Raw genomic sequence first — 18,075 nt, forward strand, 5'->3', positions numbered from 1 at the left:
CCGCGCGGCGCCACGATACACCCGACATGACATGCACGAAGGCCGCCCGTGGATGGGCGGCCTTTTGCGTCGACGGTTTGTCAGAATGTGCGCGACCGGCGAGCCTGACGGGCAGGGGCCATGTGGCGCCCCCGCTCGTTCTCCGATCAGTAATCGCGCTCGTAGTAGATGCCGACGCCGGTGTTGCCGGTGCTCGTCGCCGTGCCGCGGGCGGTGATGTTGGGGGTGACCGTCAGGTTGAGGTTGATCTCGGTCTCACCCGCGCTGTTCACGGTCACGTCCGTGTAGGCGCGCTCGTTGATGTAGCGGCCCACGCGCAGTTCGGTCTGGCCATCGGCCCCGGTCTGGATGTCGATGTCGTCGAGGCCAGTGGACTGGCGCAGGTTCTCCAGGATACCGCCGCCGCCGTTGCCGGCGAGCGTGTTCACCGCCGCCGCGATCCGCAACGCCTGAAGCCCCGAGATCTCGGACAGGTCGCGCCCGAACAGCAGGAGCGCCAGTACCTCTTCCTCGGGCCGATCCGGCGTGGACTGGAACGTGACCTCGGGATCGTTCACCGGCCCCTCGATGATGATCGAGATGGTGTTCTCGTCGCGCTGGGTGTCGGCGCGGACGTAGATGAACGGATTGAAGTCGCCGAGAAGCTGGACGTAGGCCTCCGACAGCGTGATCCGCTGGCCGAGGATGTCGAGCCGGCCGCGGATCAGGTCGAAGCGGCCCTGCGGCACAGGGTTCTGGAGCGTGCCTCCAATCTGCAACTCGCCGCCCAGCTCCGCGTCCAGGCCGCGGCCCCGCACGAAGATCTGCGCCGGCGCCGAGATGGTCAGGTCGAGGCCGTAGTTCACCCCGCCGCCACCGCCTCCGGAGCCGTCGCCGCCCTCGTCCGAGCCGTCGTCGAGCAGACCTGCCCGGGCACGGGTCGCGCGCACGTCCGCGGGCTCGTTCACGTGGTCGATGTTGAAGCTCAGGCTACCGGCACTCGGCCCCCCCGAGGGGACGCGGACCTCGGTGCGTCCGACGTCGATGGTGCCCGCCAGCGTCGCGGTCGAGGCCAGCGGTCCGGTCAGCGACAGCTGCCCGTTCACGATCGTCTCGTAGAGGCCGGGATCGACCACCTGCAGTTCATTGAGCGCGATGGCGAGATCGCCGTTGAAGCCGCCCGACAGCGTGACCGGGCCGGACACCGTCAGTGTGCCGCCGGTCGACAGCCCGCCGGTCAGGTCGATGGTCGCCTGACCGCCGGACAGCGCCACGGTGGCGTCGATGCGCTGCACGATGATGCCCTGCGAGGGCAGCACGAATTCCGCGCCCGAGGCGTTGACCTGTCCCGACACCGAGGACAGCGCCAGCGGCCCGTTCACGCCGAGCGAGAAGGACGCGTTGCCGGTGAGGATGTTGGGCTCGATGAACGGGTTCGCGACGCCCAGCGGAAGAACGCCGTCCGCCGAGAGGTTCGCGCTGCCGAAATCCTGCGCGATGGAGCCCGAGATGTCTGCGTCGATGCCCCCCGGCCCGGTGACCGCGGTGTTCAGCTGGTAGCCCTGTCCGGTGATGTCGGCCGAGCCGGTGGCGGTCACGGGGCCGCTCAGCTCGGGCACGAAGAGGCCGAGGTTCGCGAGCCGCAGGTCGTAGTCGAGGCTGCCGCCGTTCGGGCCGTAGGTGCCGTCGACGCTGGCGTCGATCTGCGAGCCGTCGACCACGAGCCGGTCGATCACGATCGGGCCGGTCGCCCCGCGCGAAGCGGTGGCGCCGAAGGTGGTGGTGCCGCCCAGCAGCTGGTCCGCCGCCGCGATTCCGGTGCGCAGGTTGGTCGCGCGGCCGTCCGCGTTGGCCTCGAACGCGCCGGTATCGAGCGTGTAGGCGCCCGAGCCTTCGACCGTGACCGCGCCGCCGAGGTTAAGGTTCGCCACCGCACCATAGGGCGCGAGGTTGCCGACAGACACGGTGCCGGATCCCTCGATCCGTTCCGGCATCAGGTCCACCACCCGGGCGGTGCCGTCGATGTCCGCCGCCGCGCCGCCGGGGCCCTGCGCGTCGAGCGTCAGGTCCCACGTCCCGGGGCCGGTCTGGGTGGCCTGTCCGTCAATGGAGGCGGCGCCGTTCAGCCCGTCGACCACGTCGGCGAGGTTCTGCATCTGCGCCTGGAAGGTCAGGTCCGAGTTCTGTGCGGCATAGGTGCCGTTCGCGGTGACCGAGGCGCGGGGCGCCACGATCCGCAGGGTGTCGATGACGATGCCTTCGTCGTTGCGCGTGGCGTCCACGTCGTAGTTCACGGTGCCGGCCAGCAGCGTGTCCGCCTGCTCGATCCCGGTGACGATGTCGGTGGAGGTGCCGGTCACGTCCGCGTCGAAATAGTAGGTTTCGAGATCGACCTCGCCCGATCCCTCGAACCGCGCGCGCCCCGCCAGCTCGCGGCCGGCGAGGGGGCTGTAGGCGCCGAGGTTGTCGATGGCGACGGAGCCTTCGGCCGCCACGGCGGTGGGCGTGGTGCCGTCGAGCGTGGCATTGCCCGTCAGGTCGATGTCCGCATCGCCGGGGCCGGAACCCGTCACGTCGAAGGCCACCGCGTCGCCGTCCTGCTGCGCGGTGCCCTGCACCGTGGCGCCGCCGGTCATGCCCGGCACGATTTCGGACAATTCGGCGATGGTCGCGTCGAACTCAGCGCGGCTGCCGGTTTCGGCGTAGACGCCTTCGCCGGTGACGGTGATCTGCGGATTGCGGATGTCGAGCGTCCGGACGGCGATTCCGTTCTGGTCGCGGGCGGCGTCCACGTCCATCGTGGTGGTGCCCTCGAGCAGCGCGTCGGCCTGCTCGATGCCGGTGACGATGTCGCGGGTTTCGCCGGTGAGGTCCGCCGTGAAGAACTGCGTCTGCAAGTCGTAGGAGCCCGCGCCGTCGAACGAGGCCGAACCGCCCAGCTCGCGGCCCGCGAGCTCGGAATAGGGGGACAGGCTGTCGACCCCGAGCGTGCCCTGCGCCTCGACTGCGGTGACGTTCATCTGGTCGAGTGTCGCAGTGCCCTCGATGTCGGCGTTCGCCCCGCCGGGGCCGGATCCGGTCACGTCGAAGCTCAGCCGGTCGCCATCCTGCTGGGCGGAGCCCTGAAGCGTGGCGCTGCCCGACATGCCCTCGACGATGTCGGACAGCTCGTCGATGGTGGCGTCGAAATTGGCACGGCTGTTCTCGGCCGAGTAGACGCCGTCGCCGGTGATAGAGAGGCGCGGCGACTGGACGTCGAGGGTGTCGACGATGATGCCGCGCTCGTTGCGCTCGGCGTCGATCTCGTATGTGGTCTGCCCTTCGAGGATGGCATCGACCTCGGCGATGCCGACGGCGAGATCGGTGGATTGCCCGGTCACGTCCGCCGAGAAGAACTGCGTGTCGAGCGTGTAGCTCCCCTCGCCCGAAAGCCGGAGCGACCCGCCCAGCTCGCGCTGCGCAAGCTCGGAGTAGGGCGCCAGGTCGTCCGCGGAGACGTCGCCCGAGGCCGCGATGGCCTGCAGGTTCATGCCCACCGCCTCGGCGGTGCCGTCCACGTCGATCGCGACCCCGCCGGGGCCGTTGCCGGTGACGTCGAAGGTCCATTCCTCGCCGTCCTGCGACGCGGTGCCCGAGAGTTGCGCGCTGCCCGAAAGGCCCTCGACCACCTGGCCGAGCTCGCTGAGCGAGATGTCGAACCGGGCCTGGCTGCCGTCCTGCTGGAGCGAGCCGTTCGCGGTGATGGAGGCACGCGGCGTGGTCAGGTCGAGCGTCTGGAGGCTGATGTTGCCCTCGCCGTCGCGCGAGCCGTCGAGGGTGAACTGCGCCTGCCCGTCGAAGAGGGCGTCCACCTCGTCGATGCCCACGGCAAGGTCGTTCGACGAGCCGGTGACGTCCGCGCTGGCCGCGCCGGTGTCGAGGTTGTAGCTGCCCGAACCGCTGACCGACACGGCGCCGGCAAGCTCGCGCCCGGCGATCTGGCTGAAGGTGCCCAGCGTGTCGACCTGGACGTCGCCGTTGCCCGATACCGCCTGAAGCACGTTTTCGATCACGGTCGCGGTCACGTCCGCGTCGATGCGTGCACCGCCGGGGCCGTTGCCGGTCACGTCGAGGGTGTAGTCATCGCCCTCTTGCGCGACCGTGCCCTGAAGGTTCACCGGGCCCGAAAGCTCGGACCGCACGCGCGAGATGTCGTCGATGGCGATGTCGAAGCGCGCATCGCTGTTGGTGTCGGCGATGGTGCCCTCGGCGGTGACAGACAGCGTCTCGGACTGCACGTCGAGGCCGCGCAGGGTGATGCCGGTCTCGTCGCGCGCCGCGTCGATGGCCAGGTCGATCTGGCCCGCGATCAGGCCGTCGACCTCGGGAATGCCGGTCTCGATGCCGGTGCCGTCGCCGTTCACGGCCATGTCGAAGGCGCCCGAGACGGGCTCGTAGGTGCCCTGCGCCTGCACGTCGATGCCACCTGCGAGGTCACGCCCCGCGACGCCGGAAAAACGCGAAATGTCCTCGGCCGCGACGCGAAGGTCGGGCGCGATGACGATGTTGAGGTCGTCGGTGAGGCCGCTGATCTCGACCGCGCCTTCGGCGGCGACGCCCGCGCCGTCGAGGTCGATGCCGGTGATCGCGAGCGGCTGGCCCTCGGTCCAGTCGAAGTTCAGCACGCCCGACAGGGTGCGGCCCACCGCCTGCGCCACGTCCTCGTCGGAGAACTCGAGGCCCTCGGCGCCGATCTCGATCGCGCCCGAGGCACCGCCCTGGGTCTCGCCGCCGCCGCGCACGAGGGTGCCGTCGCCGGTCAGGGTGAAGCTCTCTGCGGTCAGGCCCTCGCGGTCGAGGCCTGCGACCTCGATGTCCGCGGTCCAGCCGTTGCCGCTTTCGGAATCGTAGGCGACGTCGATCTCGGCTCGGTCGAGCAGGGTTTCCTGGCCCGGGATTGGCAGCGCCACGCGGCCGCCGTCCGGGCCTTGCATGTTGCCCTGCAGCGAGAAACGCACGGGCCACTGTTCCTCGGACAGGATCAGATCGCCTGTCAGAGTGATCGCGTCGGATTGCAGGTCGAGCGTGTCCACCTGAAGCGCACCCGAGGGAAAGCGCTGCCCGACCACGTCGAGCGACAGGTTCGGCCCGAAGAACTCGCGGTTCTCGGGCGTCAGGAGCGGACGGATGTCACCGTCGATGGCGACGTTGAAGCCGCGCGCGCCGCCGTCGGTTTCCGCGATCTCGACCTGGCCGGCCAGTCGGTCCTCGCCGTCGGTGGCGAGCGCGAGGTCGGCGGTGAAGTCGGTCAGCGGGCCCTGGCCATCGACGCTGAGGTTCAGCGCGGGCTCACCCGGAATGCCGGCGAGCGAGGCGACAATGCCGCCGGGGGCCTCGTCGACCAGAAGCGACAGGGCCAGTTCGTTGGATTCGTTGGAATAGGAGCCTTCGAGCGACACCGTGCCCTCGGTCCCGTCGGTGCGCTCGATGTTGAGCGCGGCCTCGCCTTCGCCGCCGGCGAGGCTGGCGGACCCCTCGAGCCGGAATTCGACCGGCTGGCCGATCACGGTAGAGCCCAGCTCCACCCGCTCGGCCGAGATCTCGCCGATCTGGAGGGACACCGGCAGCTCGGGCAGCGAGAACGGCTCGGCGGCGGCGTCGGGCACTTCGACCGGCGCATTGTTGTTGGGGCCGGGGAGGCGGTTCAGGACGATCTCGTCGGCCGTCAACGCGTTGACCGAGACCCGCCCGCGCAGCAGCGCGGTCCGGTTCCAGTCCAGCACCACGCCGCGCATCTCGAGCCACGTGCCGGTATCGTCCGAAATCGTCAGGCTCTCGAGCTGCGCCTCGGAAGACAGCGCGCCGCGGAAGCCTTCGATGTCGATCTGCATCCCCTCGGCCGAGAGGTTGTCCTCGATCAGACGTTCGAGGCGGCCGCGGTCGTCCTGCTGACCCGACAAGGTGGCGGGCACGAGAACCCCGAGCCCGAGCGCGGTGACGGTGACGATACGTCTCAAAATGCCTGTCCGATCCCGATGTAGAACTGAACCCCGTCGCCGGTGTCGCCCATGGTGGGGCCGGCGACGTCGAAGCGGATGGGCCCGATGCCGGTCTGGTATCGCACGCCGAGGCCCGCGCCCGCGTGCCAGTCGCCCGATCCGTCGTAGAAGCTTTCCGACCCGATGTATCCGGCGTCGTAGAAGGCCACGAGGCCGAGGTTCTCGGTCACGTCGCGGCGGAACTCGGTGGAGATGCCGACGAAGCTGCGCCCGCCGATCTCGTCGCCGTCGCCGAGGTCGACGTTCAGCGACTGGTAGGGCTGGCCGCGCACGGTGCCGCCGCCGCCCGAGTAGAACAGGTAGTCCGGCGAGGTCTCGGTCAGGTCCGATCCGACGATCGAACCGGCCTGGAACCGCGCCGCGATCACGTTCGGGTCGCCGTCGCCGAAGCCCAGGTAGTAGCGCGCATCGCCGTAGAGGCGGGCGCCGGACTGGGTGTCGTTCAGGCCCACATAGGGCGTGGCCGTGGCGTTCAGGTAATAGCCCTGCCGGGGGTTCAGCTCGTTCGAGCGCTTGTCGAGGGTCAGCGCGGCGGGGAAGGTCAGCAGGAAGAACTCGCGTTCGCCGAGGTCGTCCTCCACGTCCGAGTAGCGCAGGCCGATGCCCAGCTCGACCTCGAGGTGGTCGGTGATCTCTCGCGTGGCGCCGAAGCCGAACTCGACGCGCGAGGCGGTGTAGAGCGGCTCGTCCTCGTAGGCCAGCAGCGACTGGACGTAGCCGTCGGTGCGCGGGCCATAGATCGCCGGAATGTCGAGGCGCGTGGACAGCCGGTAGTCGATGCCGCTTTCCGACGAGCCGATGTTCGACACCGAGCCGTCGATGCGGAACCGCTCGGCGCCGCCGAAGAGATTGCGGTGCAGCCAGAACGCCGACAGCGCGGCGCCTTCCTGCGTCGAGACCTCGGCGCCGAAGCCGATGCGGCGCGGCTTCTGGTCAGACACCGCCAGCTCCATGTCGAGCGTGTTGCCGGGGCCGAGCGCCTCCTGCTCCTGCAGGGTGACGGACGAGAACGCACCGGTGTCGCGCAGGCGCTCCAGCACGTTGGTCACTTCGGACGGGGCGAAGCGTTCTCCCTCGGGGAAACCGGCGATGCGGCGGATCGCGCTTTCGCGGACATAGGACGGCGTGGTCACGATCATCCGCCCGAAGGTCACGTTGGGACCGGGGGCGATGCCGATGCGGCTGTCGAGAAGCGCCTCGGCGTGGAACGCGGTGACCTCCTGGCTCGAGACGTCCGCCTTGGCGTTCCCGTCCTCCCGCCAGGCGGTGATCGCGGTGTCCACGGCCTCCTGGATCACGCTGCTCTCGGCGACCTCGCCCTCGTCGTAGCCTTCGGGGATCTCGGTGCGGCGCGAGGGCAGGGGGCCGATCTCGGCGGTGCGGAAGCGGAACTGGGGGCCGGTCTCGACACGCACGTTGATCCGGCTGATCTGGCTCGGCAGATCGAGCAGCGGGATCTGCTCGGCCTCGCGGCCGTCGATCTGGATGCTGACCACGGGGCTGTAATAGCCGCGCGTGTAGAGCGTCTCGACCAGCCGCTGGTAATCGGCGAGCGCGGTCGCCACGAGGTCCTGCGGATCGGTCCGGCCGTCGTTCTCGGCCTCCGAGATCAGCGAAACTCCGCGCAGGAGATCGCGCATCTCGACGCGTTGCTCCTCGGTCGGTGCGGTGACCGAGTAAGAGACGTCGTCGAGCGCGGTCGCGGTGCCGGCAGAGAGGAAGAGGCCGAGGCCCGCGAGGCCGTAGCCGGTTCGTTTGACAGTCACGTTTGTTGTCCGCCCTCGTTCAGAGTGTCGGGCATTTTTCCATCCCACGCAGGCCACATTAACCGCGGGTCAGGAACCGGGCCAGCCTTGCGGCGATCACATTGTCCACAGTCCGGATACTGTTGCCGTGCCGCCGAACCGGCGGAAACGTGCCGATCCGCGACGCGCTGGCGTCAGCCGAAGCGCTGGCGCAGCTCGGCCTTCTGGACCTTGCCCATTGTGTTGCGCGGCAGCGCGTCCACCACCTCGTAGGACGAGGGGTGCTTGTAGCGCGCGAGCTTGTCGGCGACCGCCGCGCGGATGGCCTCGAGATCGGGCGCGGTGCCGGGCTCGGGGACCAGAACGGCGACCGGGGTCTCGCCGAAATCGGGATGCGGCACGCCGATCACCGCGCTTTCCACGATGCCCTGGAGGGCGTCGAGCACATCCTCGATCTCCTTCGGATAGACGTTATAGCCACCCGAGATCACGAGGTCCTTGTTGCGACCGAAGATCGTCACATAGCCGTCCCCGGACCGCTGTGCGAGGTCGCCGGTGATGAAAAAGCCGTCCTTGCGCAGTTCCTCTGCGGTCTTTTCGGGCATCCCCCAGTAGCCTTCGAAGACGTTCGGTCCGCGCACCTCCAGCACGCCGATCTCGCCGTCGGGGAGGGTCTCGCCAGTGGCCGGGTCGCAGACCTTTGCCTCCACGCCCGGCAGGGGCAGGCCCACGGTGCCCGCGCGCCGCTCGCCGTCGTAGGGGTTAGAGGTGTTCATGTTGGTCTCGGTCATGCCGTAGCGCTCGAGGATGCGATGCCCGGTGCGGGCCTCGAACTGGCGGTGCGTCTCGGCCAGAAGCGGCGCCGAGCCGGACACGAACAGCCGCATATGACCCGCGAGGTCGCGGTCGAAGCGGTCGTCGGACAGAAGTCGGGTGTAAAAGGTCGGCACGCCCATCATGGCCGTGGCGTCCGGCAGCGCGGCCAGCACCGCGTCGAGGTCGAATTTCGGCAGGAAGATCATCGACCCGCCGGCGGTCAGCGTGACGTTGCACGCCACGAACAGCCCGTGGGTGTGAAAGATCGGCAGCGCGTGGAGCAGCACGTCGTCTTCGGTGAAACGCCACGCCTCGGCCAGCGCGGCGGCGTTCGACAGAAGGTTGCGCTGGCTGAGCATCGCGCCCTTCGAGCGTCCCGTGGTGCCGGATGTATAGAGAAATGCCGCGAGGTCGGTTTCCTCCCGCTGAGCCGTCTCGAAGCTGTCGGGCGCCGCCGCGGCCTTGTCCGCCAGGCTGCCGGTGCCGTCCGAGGCCAGCGTCTCGACCTTGGCGCCGCAGCGCGCGGCGACCGGCGACAGAGTGTCGGTCGCGCCCGGATCGCAGATCAGCAGTCCGGCGCCGGAATTTTCGACGAAATAGGCCATCTCGTCGGCAGTGTAGGCGGTGTTGAGCGGCAGGAAGATCAGCCCGGCCTGCGCACAGGCGGCGTAGATCGCCAGCGCCTCGGGGGACTTCTCGACCTGCACGGCGACGCGGTCGCCGGGCGCGAGGCCCGCCGCGGTCAGAACGTGCGCGATCTGCGCGGCGAGCCGAAGAAAAGCGTCGTAGGACAGCGCGGTGCCGTCGGGGCGCCGGATCAGCGGATCGGTGCGTCCCGCGTGGCGGGCAAAAAGCGTATCGTAAAGCGGGTTTGCCATGAGCCGATGCCTCCTCCGAACGGGCCGTTCGCCGGTTTCACCACGCCCCGACCGGTCCGACAAGCGGAACGGATCGCCGGGCCGCCTGTTTCCTTGACACAAGGGAAGAGCAGGATAGGGCTGGGCATGGCGCGTGGGGCGGACCAACGAGGCAACATGACCGGGGCGGCGGAAACGGAATTGCGATGGATGCGTGCGGTTCAGCAGACCCGCAGCAAACGCACCCAGACCACGTTGCTCGACGCGGCCGAGGGCCTCTTTGCGGAAAAGGGCCTCGACGAGACCTCGGTGACCGACATCGCCGCCCGTGCGGAGGCCTCGGTGGGGGCGCTCTACCACCACTTCAACAACAAGCACGCGCTCTATCATGCCGTGATCGAGCGTATCCGCGAGGAGATGCGCGCGACCAATGCCGCCGCGCTCTGCCCGACGCGGTGGGAAGGTGCCGGGATCGAAGAGATCCTGCGCGGCTATCTGACTTTCACGATCCTCGAGGTCGGTCCGTCGCCGATCCTGCGTCTGCTTGAATCGCCCGATCTGCGTCGCACGCCCGAGCTGATGGCCCGCATTCTCGAGGTGAAGGCCGAATTCAACCAGGGTCTCGCGGAGCTCCTGCTCGAGCGGCGCGACGAGATCGGCCATCCCGATCCCGAGGTCGCCGTGGACTTCGTGGTGGACCTGGTGGCGGCCCTGTCGAAGTGGCGTCCCGACCACGTGATCTGGCCGCGCCGGACCAATCGGATGAGCGACAGCGACTACATCGACCACGCGTTGAGCGCCGCAATGTGCTATCTTCGGACACGCGACAGTTGACGCGACCACGTGCCGATCCATGTCGGTACCTCGAGGAGAGACAAGGCAGCCTTGACGCCCACGCGACGGGCTGCGATTACAGAACCATAATTCGGATTCTGAAATCCCGATTTTCGGACATGCCGTTGCCCCGCGGTGCGTCCAGTCAGCCCGCCGGACGTGCGTCCGGCCGCCAACCAGCAGGGAGACGGTTCAATGGCCAAGCTCACCGTGAACGGAGAAGAGGTCACGCTCGACGTGCCCGAGGATACGCCCCTCCTGTGGGCGCTTCGGGACGAGATGCGCCTGACCGGAACCAAGTTCGGCTGCGGGATCGCCCAGTGCGGCGCCTGCACCGTGATGGTCGACGGGATGCCGCGGCGCTCGTGCGTGACGCCCGTCGGCTCGATCGACGGCGGCTTCGTCGAGACGATCGAGGCCATGGAAGGCCCCGAGGCCGAGGCGGTCCAGAATGCCTGGACCAATATCGACGTGCCGCAATGCGGCTGGTGCCAGTCGGGCCAGGTGATGAGCGCCACCGCACTTCTGCGGATGAACCGCGTGCCCACCGACGAGGACATCGATAACGCCATGGCCGGCAACATCTGCCGCTGCGCCACCTATGTCCGCATCCGCCGCGCGATCCACGACGCGGCCGAGACGCTGGAGGGCTGATCCGATGACCGTTCAGAACCGCCGCCAGTTCCTGGCTTCCTCCGCCGGTCTCGTGATCGGCGTCGCGCTGCCGCTCAAGGGCCGCGCGCAATCCGGCGCCGCCGCCGCGCTGGGCGATGGCACCATCGCCGAGGGCGCGTTCGCGCCCAACGCCTTCATCCGCATCGCGCCCGACAACACCGTGACGGTGCTTTGCAAGCACATCGAGTTCGGGCAGGGGCCCTATACCGGACTTGCCACGCTGGTGGCCGAAGAGCTGGACGCCGACTGGTCGCAGATGCGGGTCGAATCCGCCCCGGCGAACGACGAGCTTTACAAGAACCTCGCATTCGGACTGCAGGGCACCGGCGGCTCGACCGCCATGGCCAACTCGTTCATGCAGATGCGCCAGGCCGGCGCCGCTGCGCGCACGATGCTGGTGTCGGCCGCGGCCGACCGCTGGGGCGTCGATCCCTCGACCGTGTCGGTGGAGAAGGGCGTCGTCTCGGACGGCAGCAACTCCGCGACGTTCGGCGAACTGGCCGACGCCGCCGCCGAGGCGCGCGTGCCGGTGGAGCCGGCGGTCAAGAACCCGTCCGAGTTCACCCTGATCGGCACCGACGTGCCCAAGGTCGACAGCCAGGCCAAGTCGAACGGTACGGCGATGTTCACCATGGACGTCTACCGCGACGGAATGGAAACGGTGGTGACCCGCCGCCCCTCCGTCATCGGCGCGACCGTGGCGTCCTACGATGACAGTGCCGCGCTCGAGGTGCCGGGCGTGACCGCCGTGCGACAGATCCCGCAGGGCATCGCGGTCTACGCGACCTCGACCTACGCCGCTCTCAAGGGCCGCGAGGCCCTGCGCGTCGAGTGGGACATGTCGAACGCAGAGACCCGCTCGTCCGACGAGATCTTCGCGGACTTCCGCGAGATGGCGAACAGCCAGGGCACCGTCGTCGAAGAGACGGGCGACAGCGCGGGCGCCATCGAAGGCGCCGAGACGGTGCTCGAGGCGACCTTCGAGTTCCCGTTCCTCGCCCACGCCCCGATGGAGCCGCTGGATGCGGTGATCGAGGTCACCGACGGTGCGGCCGAAGTGTGGATGGGGGCCCAGTTCCCCACCGCGGACAAGGGCGTCATCACGCAGACCCTCGGGCTGAACCCCGAGGACGTGACCATGAACGTGATGCTGGCCGGCGGCTCGTTCGGCCGGCGCGCCCAGCCCACGGCGCATATCGGCGCCGAGATCGCCGAGATCGCGAAGGCGGCGGGCGGCAACGGTTCGTGGAAGCTCGTCTGGACCCGCGAGGACGACCTGACCGGCGCCTATTACCGGCCGATCACCGTGCACAAGATGCGCGGCGGCATCGACGCCGAAGGCAACATCGTCGGCTGGGAGGACCGCGTGGTGAACCAGTCGATCACGGCGGGCACCCCCTTCGATCAGGGCGGCGCCGACCCGACGTCATTCGAGGGCTCGACCAAGATGCCCTACGACCTGCCCAACGTGACCGTGGACTGGGTCAAGGCAGACATGCCGGTGCCGGTGCTCTGGTGGCGCTCGGTGGGGCACACCCACACGGCCTACGCGACCGAGGTGTTCCTCGACGAGCTTCTCGAAGCCGCGGGAAAGGACCCCGTCCAGGGTCGCCTCGATCTCATCAAGGACGAGGCGGGACGCGACCGCGGCGTGCTGGAGCGCGTGGCCGAACTGGCGGGCTGGGACGGCCAGCGCGTGAAGGGTGATCGGGCCTACGGCGTCGCCGTGCACGAGAGCTTTTCGTCCTACGTCGCGCAGATCGTCGAGGTCTCGGACCAGGGCGGGATGCCGAAGGTCCACAAGGTCTGGTGCGCGATCGACTGCGGCGTGGCGGTGAACCCCAACGTCATCCGGGCGCAGATCGAGGGCGGCGTGGGCTACGGCCTCGGCACCGCGCTCTTCAACGCGCTCGAACTCGGCGAGGGCGGCGAGGTCCGGCAGAAGAACTTCGACACCTACCGGATGCTCCGGATCTCGGAGATGCCCGACGTCGAGGTCGCCATCATCGAAAGCGAGATGGATCCCACCGGCGTGGGCGAACCGGGCACTCCGCCCATCGCCCCGGCCGTCGCGAACGCGTGGCGTGCGCTCAAGGGCGAAAGCCCGCGCCGTCTTCCCTTCAAGCAGGCAGGTGTGTGACCTCATGCGCAAACTGGCAATGATCCTGGCGGTGGTGGCAGCCCCCGCCACGGCCGAAACCGTGAACGGCCTCAAGACCGCGGACGAGTTCGACGGCATCGAGGCGGAGGACGAGCGCTCGGTCGCGCTCTTCGAGGAAGTCCTGAAGGTGGTGGAGCATCCGCGCTGCCTGAACTGCCACCCCAAGGGCGACACCCCGCTCCAGGGCGACGACATGCAGCCGCACCAGCCGCCGGTGGTGCGCGGCGCCAACAACTTCGGCGCGCCGGGCATGCAGTGCACCACCTGCCACGGGGCCGAGAACGTGGCCTTCACTACCGGCGAGGGCTCGATCCCGGGGCACGAACCGTGGCACCTCGCGCCGAAGTCCATGGCGTGGGTGGGGCTTTCGGGCGCGGAGATCTGCGCCCAGCTCAAGGACCCCGAGCGCAACGGCGACCGCGACCTCGCCGCGATCCACGAGCATATGGCCGAGGACGGCCTCGTCGGCTGGGGCTGGCACCCGGGCGAGGGTCGCGAGCCGGCGCCGGGCAGCCAGGAGGTGTTCGGCGAGCTGGTGAAGGCGTGGATCGACACCGGCGCGGCCTGCCCGACCGGAAGCTGAGGACCGGCCGCCCCGCCGCGCGGGGCACGCCGTCCGCCCTCCCACCCCGTCGCGCCCCGCGCGGCGGGGTCTTTCGTCGGCGGGGTTCGGCCTGCACGGAATGCAACGCGGCGTTGCGGGCGAAATCGGCGATATACAGACGATCCGGTTTGCGCTAGGGAAGCGGCTCTTCCTTCCTGTCCTGTCGACAGAATGCGGCGCGATACGGCGCCGCCGCCTACCTTTCCAGATCGGTTCCCTGATGCTCAAGACCCTCTCCGATGCGCTGTCCGAGCGCGGCTACGACACGTTGACGCCCGTGCAGGAGGCGGTCACCGACCCCGCCCTGCAAGAGGCCGACCTGCTGGTGTCGGCGCAGACCGGGTCGGGCAAGACGGTGGGCTTCGGCCTGGCCATCGGACCGACGCTGATGGACGCGGACGAGACTCTCGGCCCGGCGGGCACGCCGCTGGCGCTGATCGTGGCCCCGACGCGCGAGCTGGCCTTCCAGGTCACGCGAGAACTGGAGTGGCTCTATGCCAAGGCGGGCGCGCGGGTGACCTCGTGCGTGGGCGGCATGGACATGCGCGACGAGCGCCGCGCGCTCGAGCGGGGGGCGCATATCGTCGTCGGCACGCCCGGCCGTCTGCGCGACCATATCGAGCGGGGCTCCCTCGACCTGTCGGAATTGCGCGCTGTGGTGCTGGACGAGGCCGACGAGATGCTCGACCTCGGCTTCCGCGAGGACCTGGAGTTCATGCTGGGCGAAGCGCCGGAGACGCGCCGCACGCTGCTGTTCTCGGCCACGGTGCCGCCGAGCATCGCGGCGCTGGCCAAGGACTACCAGCGCGACGCCGTGCGGGTGACCACGCTTGCCGAGAAGGGCCAGCACGCGGATATCGCGTACCACGCCCTGCGCGTCGCCCCGCAGGACGCCGAAACCGCCATCGTGAACCTGCTGCGCTTCCACGAGGCGCAGAACGCCATCGTCTTCGCGAACACCCGCGCCACGGTGAACCGCCTCGCGGCGCGCTTCGCCAACCGCGGCTTCGCCGTCGTCACGCTTTCCGGCGAACTGAGCCAGACCGAACGCACACACGCGCTGCAGGCGATGCGCGACGGGCGCGCGCGGGTCTGCGTGGCCACCGACGTGGCGGCGCGCGGTATCGACCTGCCGAACCTCGAACTGGTGATCCACGCCGAGCTGCCGTCGAACTCCGAGGGTCTTCTGCACCGCTCGGGCCGCACCGGCCGGGCCGGGCGCAAGGGTATCTCGGCGCTGGTCGTGCCGCCCAAGGTGCGCAAGCGCGCCGAGCGACTGCTGCAAAGCGCGCGCATCACCGCCGAGTGGATGACGGCCCCCAGCGCCGAGGAAATCCTGCGGCGCGACGAGGAGCGGCTGCTGGCCGATCCCGCGTGGTCCGAGGAGGTCGGCGAATCCGACGCGGCCTTCGCCGCGCGCCTTCTGGCCGAACGCACGCCCGAGCAGATCGCCGCGGCGTACCTGCGGCTTTACCGCCAGAAGCATTCGGCCCCTGAAGAGCTGTCAGATCCCGACACCCGCGCCCCCGAGAAGGAGCGCGCGCCGTTCGGCCCCAGCGCCTGGATCGCTCTGTCGGTCGGGCGCGGCGACCGCGCCGAGCCGCGCTGGCTGCTTCCGCTGCTGTGTCGCGCGGGCGGTCTCGACAAGGCGGCCATCGGCGCGATCCGCGTGCAGGAGAGCGAAACCTTCGTGGAACTGTCCGAGCCGGTGGTGGCGGGCTTCCTGTCTTCGCTCGGCGAGGGCGGTGTTCTGGAAGAGGGCGTGAGCGTCCGCGCGGTCGAGGGCACGCCGGAATTTGCGTCCTCCGGGCCGCGTCCGGGCGGGCCGGACCGGCGGCCGCGCAAGGACGCGCCGGGCGGAAAACGTGACGATCGCAAGGCGCCGCGAAGCGAGGCCAAGCCGCGCTCGAAGCCGGTCGACGCCGATGCGCCGGGCTCCGAGCTGGCGGGGCGTGCGCCCAAGCCGGACGAACGCCCGCAGCGCACCGAGCGTCGCGATACCGAGGCGCGCGGGCCGCGTCCCGACCGCGATGCGCGCCCGCGCGGCGACGACCGCGCCGAGCGTTCCGGTCCGGCGGGCGGCAAGCGGGTCGACCGCGACCGCGATGCCCGTCCCCCGCGCAAGGATCGTCCGGAAGGTGGCCCGGGCGCCAAGCGGCGCGACTGGTCCGACAAGCCGCGTCGGGACGACCGCGCCGACGCGCCGAAGCCGGGTCCGAAAGGCGGCAGGCGCGACTTCGCCGACCGCAAGGCGGGACCGAAGCCCGGCGGCAAGGGCAAGTTCGGCAAACCGGATTTCGGTGACGCCCCGCGCGGCGGCAAGGGCGGACCGGCCCGCAAGGGCCCCGAGACAGGCGGCGATGAGCGTCCGCGCTGGGCCAAGCCCGGCACCGGCCCGCGCGGTGGCGCCGGGGGAGCGAAAGGCCAGGGCAAACGTCGCGATGCGTCGGACACCTCGAAGCGGTTCACCCCGCCGAAGCGTGCGCAGGGCGCAGGCCCGGCGCGGAGCCCCGGCGCCCGCGACGGCTCGCAACCGCCCCGCCGCGGCAAGAAGACCTGAGGCGGCGCGCCGGACTGGCGTCCGCCCGCATCCCGCAGACACGAAAACGGCCCGGCGATCCCCCGCCGGGCCGTTTCTCGTCGTAAGGTCGGTGCCGCCGCCGCCTCAGGCCAGCAGGCGCCGCGCGATGACCTGCGCCTGGATCTCGCCCGCGCCCTCGAAGATGTTGAGGATGCGCGCGTCGCACAGCACGCGGCTGATCGCGTATTCCAGCGCGAAGCCGTTGCCGCCGTGGATCTGCAACGCGTTGTCCGCCGCCGCCCACGCCACCCGGGCGCCGAGCAGCTTGGCCATGCCGGCTTCGAGGTCGCAGCGGTGGCCGTTGTCCTTCTCGAGCGCCGAGAAGTAGGTGAGCTGCCGCGCCACCATGATCTCGACCGCCATCATCGCGAGTTTGGAGGCCACGCGCGGGAAGGCGATCAGCGGCTTGCCGAACTGCTTGCGATCCTGCGCGTAACGCATCCCGAGGTCGAGCGCGGACTGCGCCACGCCCACGGCGCGCGCGGCGGTCTGGATGCGGGCGCTCTCGAAGGTCTCCATGAGCTGCTTGAAGCCCTTGCCCTCTTCGCCGCCCAGCAGGTTCTCGCCCTTCACCTTGAAGTCGTCGAAGCCCAGCTCGTATTCCTTCATGCCGCGGTAGCCGAGCACCTCGATCTCGCCGCCGGTCATGCCCTCGGTGGGGAAGGGGGCCTCGTCCGTGCCGGGCTCCTTCTCGGCGAGGAACATCGACAGGCCCTTGTAGTCGGTCGTGTCCGGATCGGTCCGGGCCAGCAGCGTCATCACGTGGGTGCGCGCGGCGTGGGTGATCCAGGTCTTGTTGCCGGTCACGCGCCAGTCGCCGTTCTCGTCCTTCTTCGCGCGGGTGCGCAACGACCCGAGATCCGAGCCGGTATTGGGCTCGGTGAAGACGGCAGTGGGCAGCGTCTCGCCGCTGGCAAGGCGTGGCAGCCACTTTTCCTTCTGGGCGTCGGTGCCGCCCGCGATGATCAACTCGGCCGCGATCTCGGACCGGGTGCCGAGGGAACCCACGCCGATATAGCCGCGCGACAGTTCCTCGGAAACGACGCACATGGACGCCTTCGACAGGCCGAGCCCGCCGTATTCCTCGGGGATGGTCAGGCCGAAGACGCCCATCTCGGACAGTTCCTCGATCACCTCCATCGGGATCAGCTCGTCCTTGAGGTGCCAGTCATGCGCGTGCGGCTCGACCCGGTCGACGGTGTAGCGGCGGAACTGCTCGCGGATCATCTCGAGCTCTTCGTCGAGGCCGCTGCGGCCGACCGTGATCTCGGCGGCACGCTCCTGCATCAGCTCGACCAGCCGCAGCCGGGCGGCTTGGGTGTTGCCGGACCGGGCAAGCCGCGTGGTCGCGTCGGTCCAGAAGGTCGCGCATTCCGCGTCGGTGAGGCCGAGGTCGTGCAGGCGCACGGTTTCGCCCTGGTTCATCGAGATGCCACCGGCGATCTGCGCGACGTACTCGCCGAAGGCGATCTGGTGGATCAGGGCCTCGACCTCGGAAAGCGCGCCTTCGGCGTCCAGCTTCTCGGCCCAGGACTGCATCTGGCGCAGGGCCTCGACATAGGTGGCCAGCCAGGCGAGGCCGTGGACCGCGTCCTGATGTGCCTCGACCGCGGCGCCCGAGACACGGCCATCCGACACGACCACGTCGCGCAGATGCGCCTTGGCAGCGTCGAGGAGGGCTTCGGCGGGCGGGATCGCCGCGCGGCCGGTCGCCAGAAGATCGGCGAGCCGCACGTCGCCCGAGAGGGTGGGGTCCTGTCCGTCATGGGCCATGATGCGCGTCCT

9 protein-coding genes are annotated in these 18,075 nt (G+C 69.7%); 5 read left to right on the forward strand and 4 right to left on the reverse strand.

Annotated features, from left to right (window positions below; all coding sequences use genetic code 11):
- Window positions 1-146 precede the first annotated feature (146 nt).
- From BMX29_RS02025 to BMX29_RS02035, 3 genes are all read right to left on the reverse strand, one after another.
- Window positions 147-5,975, reverse strand: coding sequence for a translocation/assembly module TamB domain-containing protein (locus BMX29_RS02025; protein ID WP_092809961.1), 5,829 nt, complete (start codon window positions 5,973-5,975; stop codon window positions 147-149).
- Window positions 5,972-7,783, reverse strand: a complete 1,812-nt coding sequence (locus BMX29_RS02030; RefSeq protein WP_092809963.1) for an autotransporter assembly complex protein TamA — start codon at window positions 7,781-7,783, stop codon at window positions 5,972-5,974. The genes BMX29_RS02025 and BMX29_RS02030 overlap by 4 nt, the downstream gene beginning before the upstream one ends.
- Window positions 7,784-7,956: 173 nt before the next feature.
- Entirely contained in the window at window positions 7,957-9,456 is a 1,500-nt protein-coding gene (locus BMX29_RS02035; protein ID WP_092809965.1) for a malonate--CoA ligase, read from the reverse strand.
- A 156-nt stretch (window positions 9,457-9,612) separates the two neighbouring features.
- On the opposite strand from BMX29_RS02035, the gene BMX29_RS02040 reads away from it, so the two are divergent.
- The 5 genes from BMX29_RS02040 to BMX29_RS02060 all read left to right on the forward strand — a co-directional run bounded on the left by BMX29_RS02040 (window position 9,613) and on the right by BMX29_RS02060 (window position 16,269).
- Complete coding sequence (locus tag BMX29_RS02040; RefSeq protein ID WP_157835891.1) at window positions 9,613-10,269, forward strand: TetR/AcrR family transcriptional regulator; 657 nt, start codon at window positions 9,613-9,615, stop codon at window positions 10,267-10,269.
- Between the two features lie 195 nt (window positions 10,270-10,464).
- Window positions 10,465-10,923 (forward strand): (2Fe-2S)-binding protein, encoded by a 459-nt coding sequence (locus BMX29_RS02045; protein WP_092809967.1) that lies wholly within the window; start codon window positions 10,465-10,467, stop codon window positions 10,921-10,923.
- A 4-nt stretch (window positions 10,924-10,927) separates the two neighbouring features.
- Window positions 10,928-13,084, forward strand: a complete 2,157-nt coding sequence (locus BMX29_RS02050; RefSeq protein ID WP_092809969.1) for a xanthine dehydrogenase family protein molybdopterin-binding subunit — start codon at window positions 10,928-10,930, stop codon at window positions 13,082-13,084.
- 4 nt (window positions 13,085-13,088) lie between these two features.
- A complete protein-coding gene (locus tag BMX29_RS02055) occupies window positions 13,089-13,688 on the forward strand; it encodes a hypothetical protein (RefSeq protein WP_043845513.1) in 600 nt (199 codons plus the stop codon).
- Window positions 13,689-13,929: 241 nt separating this feature from the next.
- Complete coding sequence (locus tag BMX29_RS02060) at window positions 13,930-16,269, forward strand: DEAD/DEAH box helicase (RefSeq protein ID WP_092810170.1); 2,340 nt, start codon at window positions 13,930-13,932, stop codon at window positions 16,267-16,269.
- A 105-nt stretch (window positions 16,270-16,374) separates the two neighbouring features.
- Here BMX29_RS02060 and BMX29_RS02065 read toward each other — a convergent pair whose 3' ends face one another.
- Window positions 16,375-18,063, reverse strand: coding sequence for an acyl-CoA dehydrogenase family protein (locus tag BMX29_RS02065; RefSeq protein ID WP_092809970.1), 1,689 nt, complete (start codon window positions 18,061-18,063; stop codon window positions 16,375-16,377).
- Window positions 18,064-18,075: the final 12 nt, after the last annotated feature.

This window comes from Roseivivax marinus (genome assembly GCF_900109705.1).
Lineage (GTDB): Bacteria > Pseudomonadota > Alphaproteobacteria > Rhodobacterales > Rhodobacteraceae > Roseivivax > Roseivivax marinus.

What these genes read in the sequence shown, in the direction of transcription:
- BMX29_RS02035 (WP_092809965.1), bottom strand. Translation starts at nt 9,456, where the DNA reads ATGGCAAACCCGCTTTACGATACGCTTTTTGCCCGCCACGCGGGACGC.
- BMX29_RS02040 (WP_157835891.1), top strand. Translation starts at nt 9,613, where the DNA reads ATGACCGGGGCGGCGGAAACGGAATTGCGATGGATGCGTGCGGTTCAG.
- BMX29_RS02045 (WP_092809967.1), top strand. Translation starts at nt 10,465, where the DNA reads ATGGCCAAGCTCACCGTGAACGGAGAAGAGGTCACGCTCGACGTGCCC.
- BMX29_RS02050 (WP_092809969.1), top strand. Translation starts at nt 10,928, where the DNA reads ATGACCGTTCAGAACCGCCGCCAGTTCCTGGCTTCCTCCGCCGGTCTC.
- BMX29_RS02055 (WP_043845513.1), top strand. Translation starts at nt 13,089, where the DNA reads ATGCGCAAACTGGCAATGATCCTGGCGGTGGTGGCAGCCCCCGCCACG.
- BMX29_RS02060 (WP_092810170.1), top strand. Translation starts at nt 13,930, where the DNA reads ATGCTCAAGACCCTCTCCGATGCGCTGTCCGAGCGCGGCTACGACACG.
- BMX29_RS02065 (WP_092809970.1), bottom strand. Translation starts at nt 18,063, where the DNA reads ATGGCCCATGACGGACAGGACCCCACCCTCTCGGGCGACGTGCGGCTC.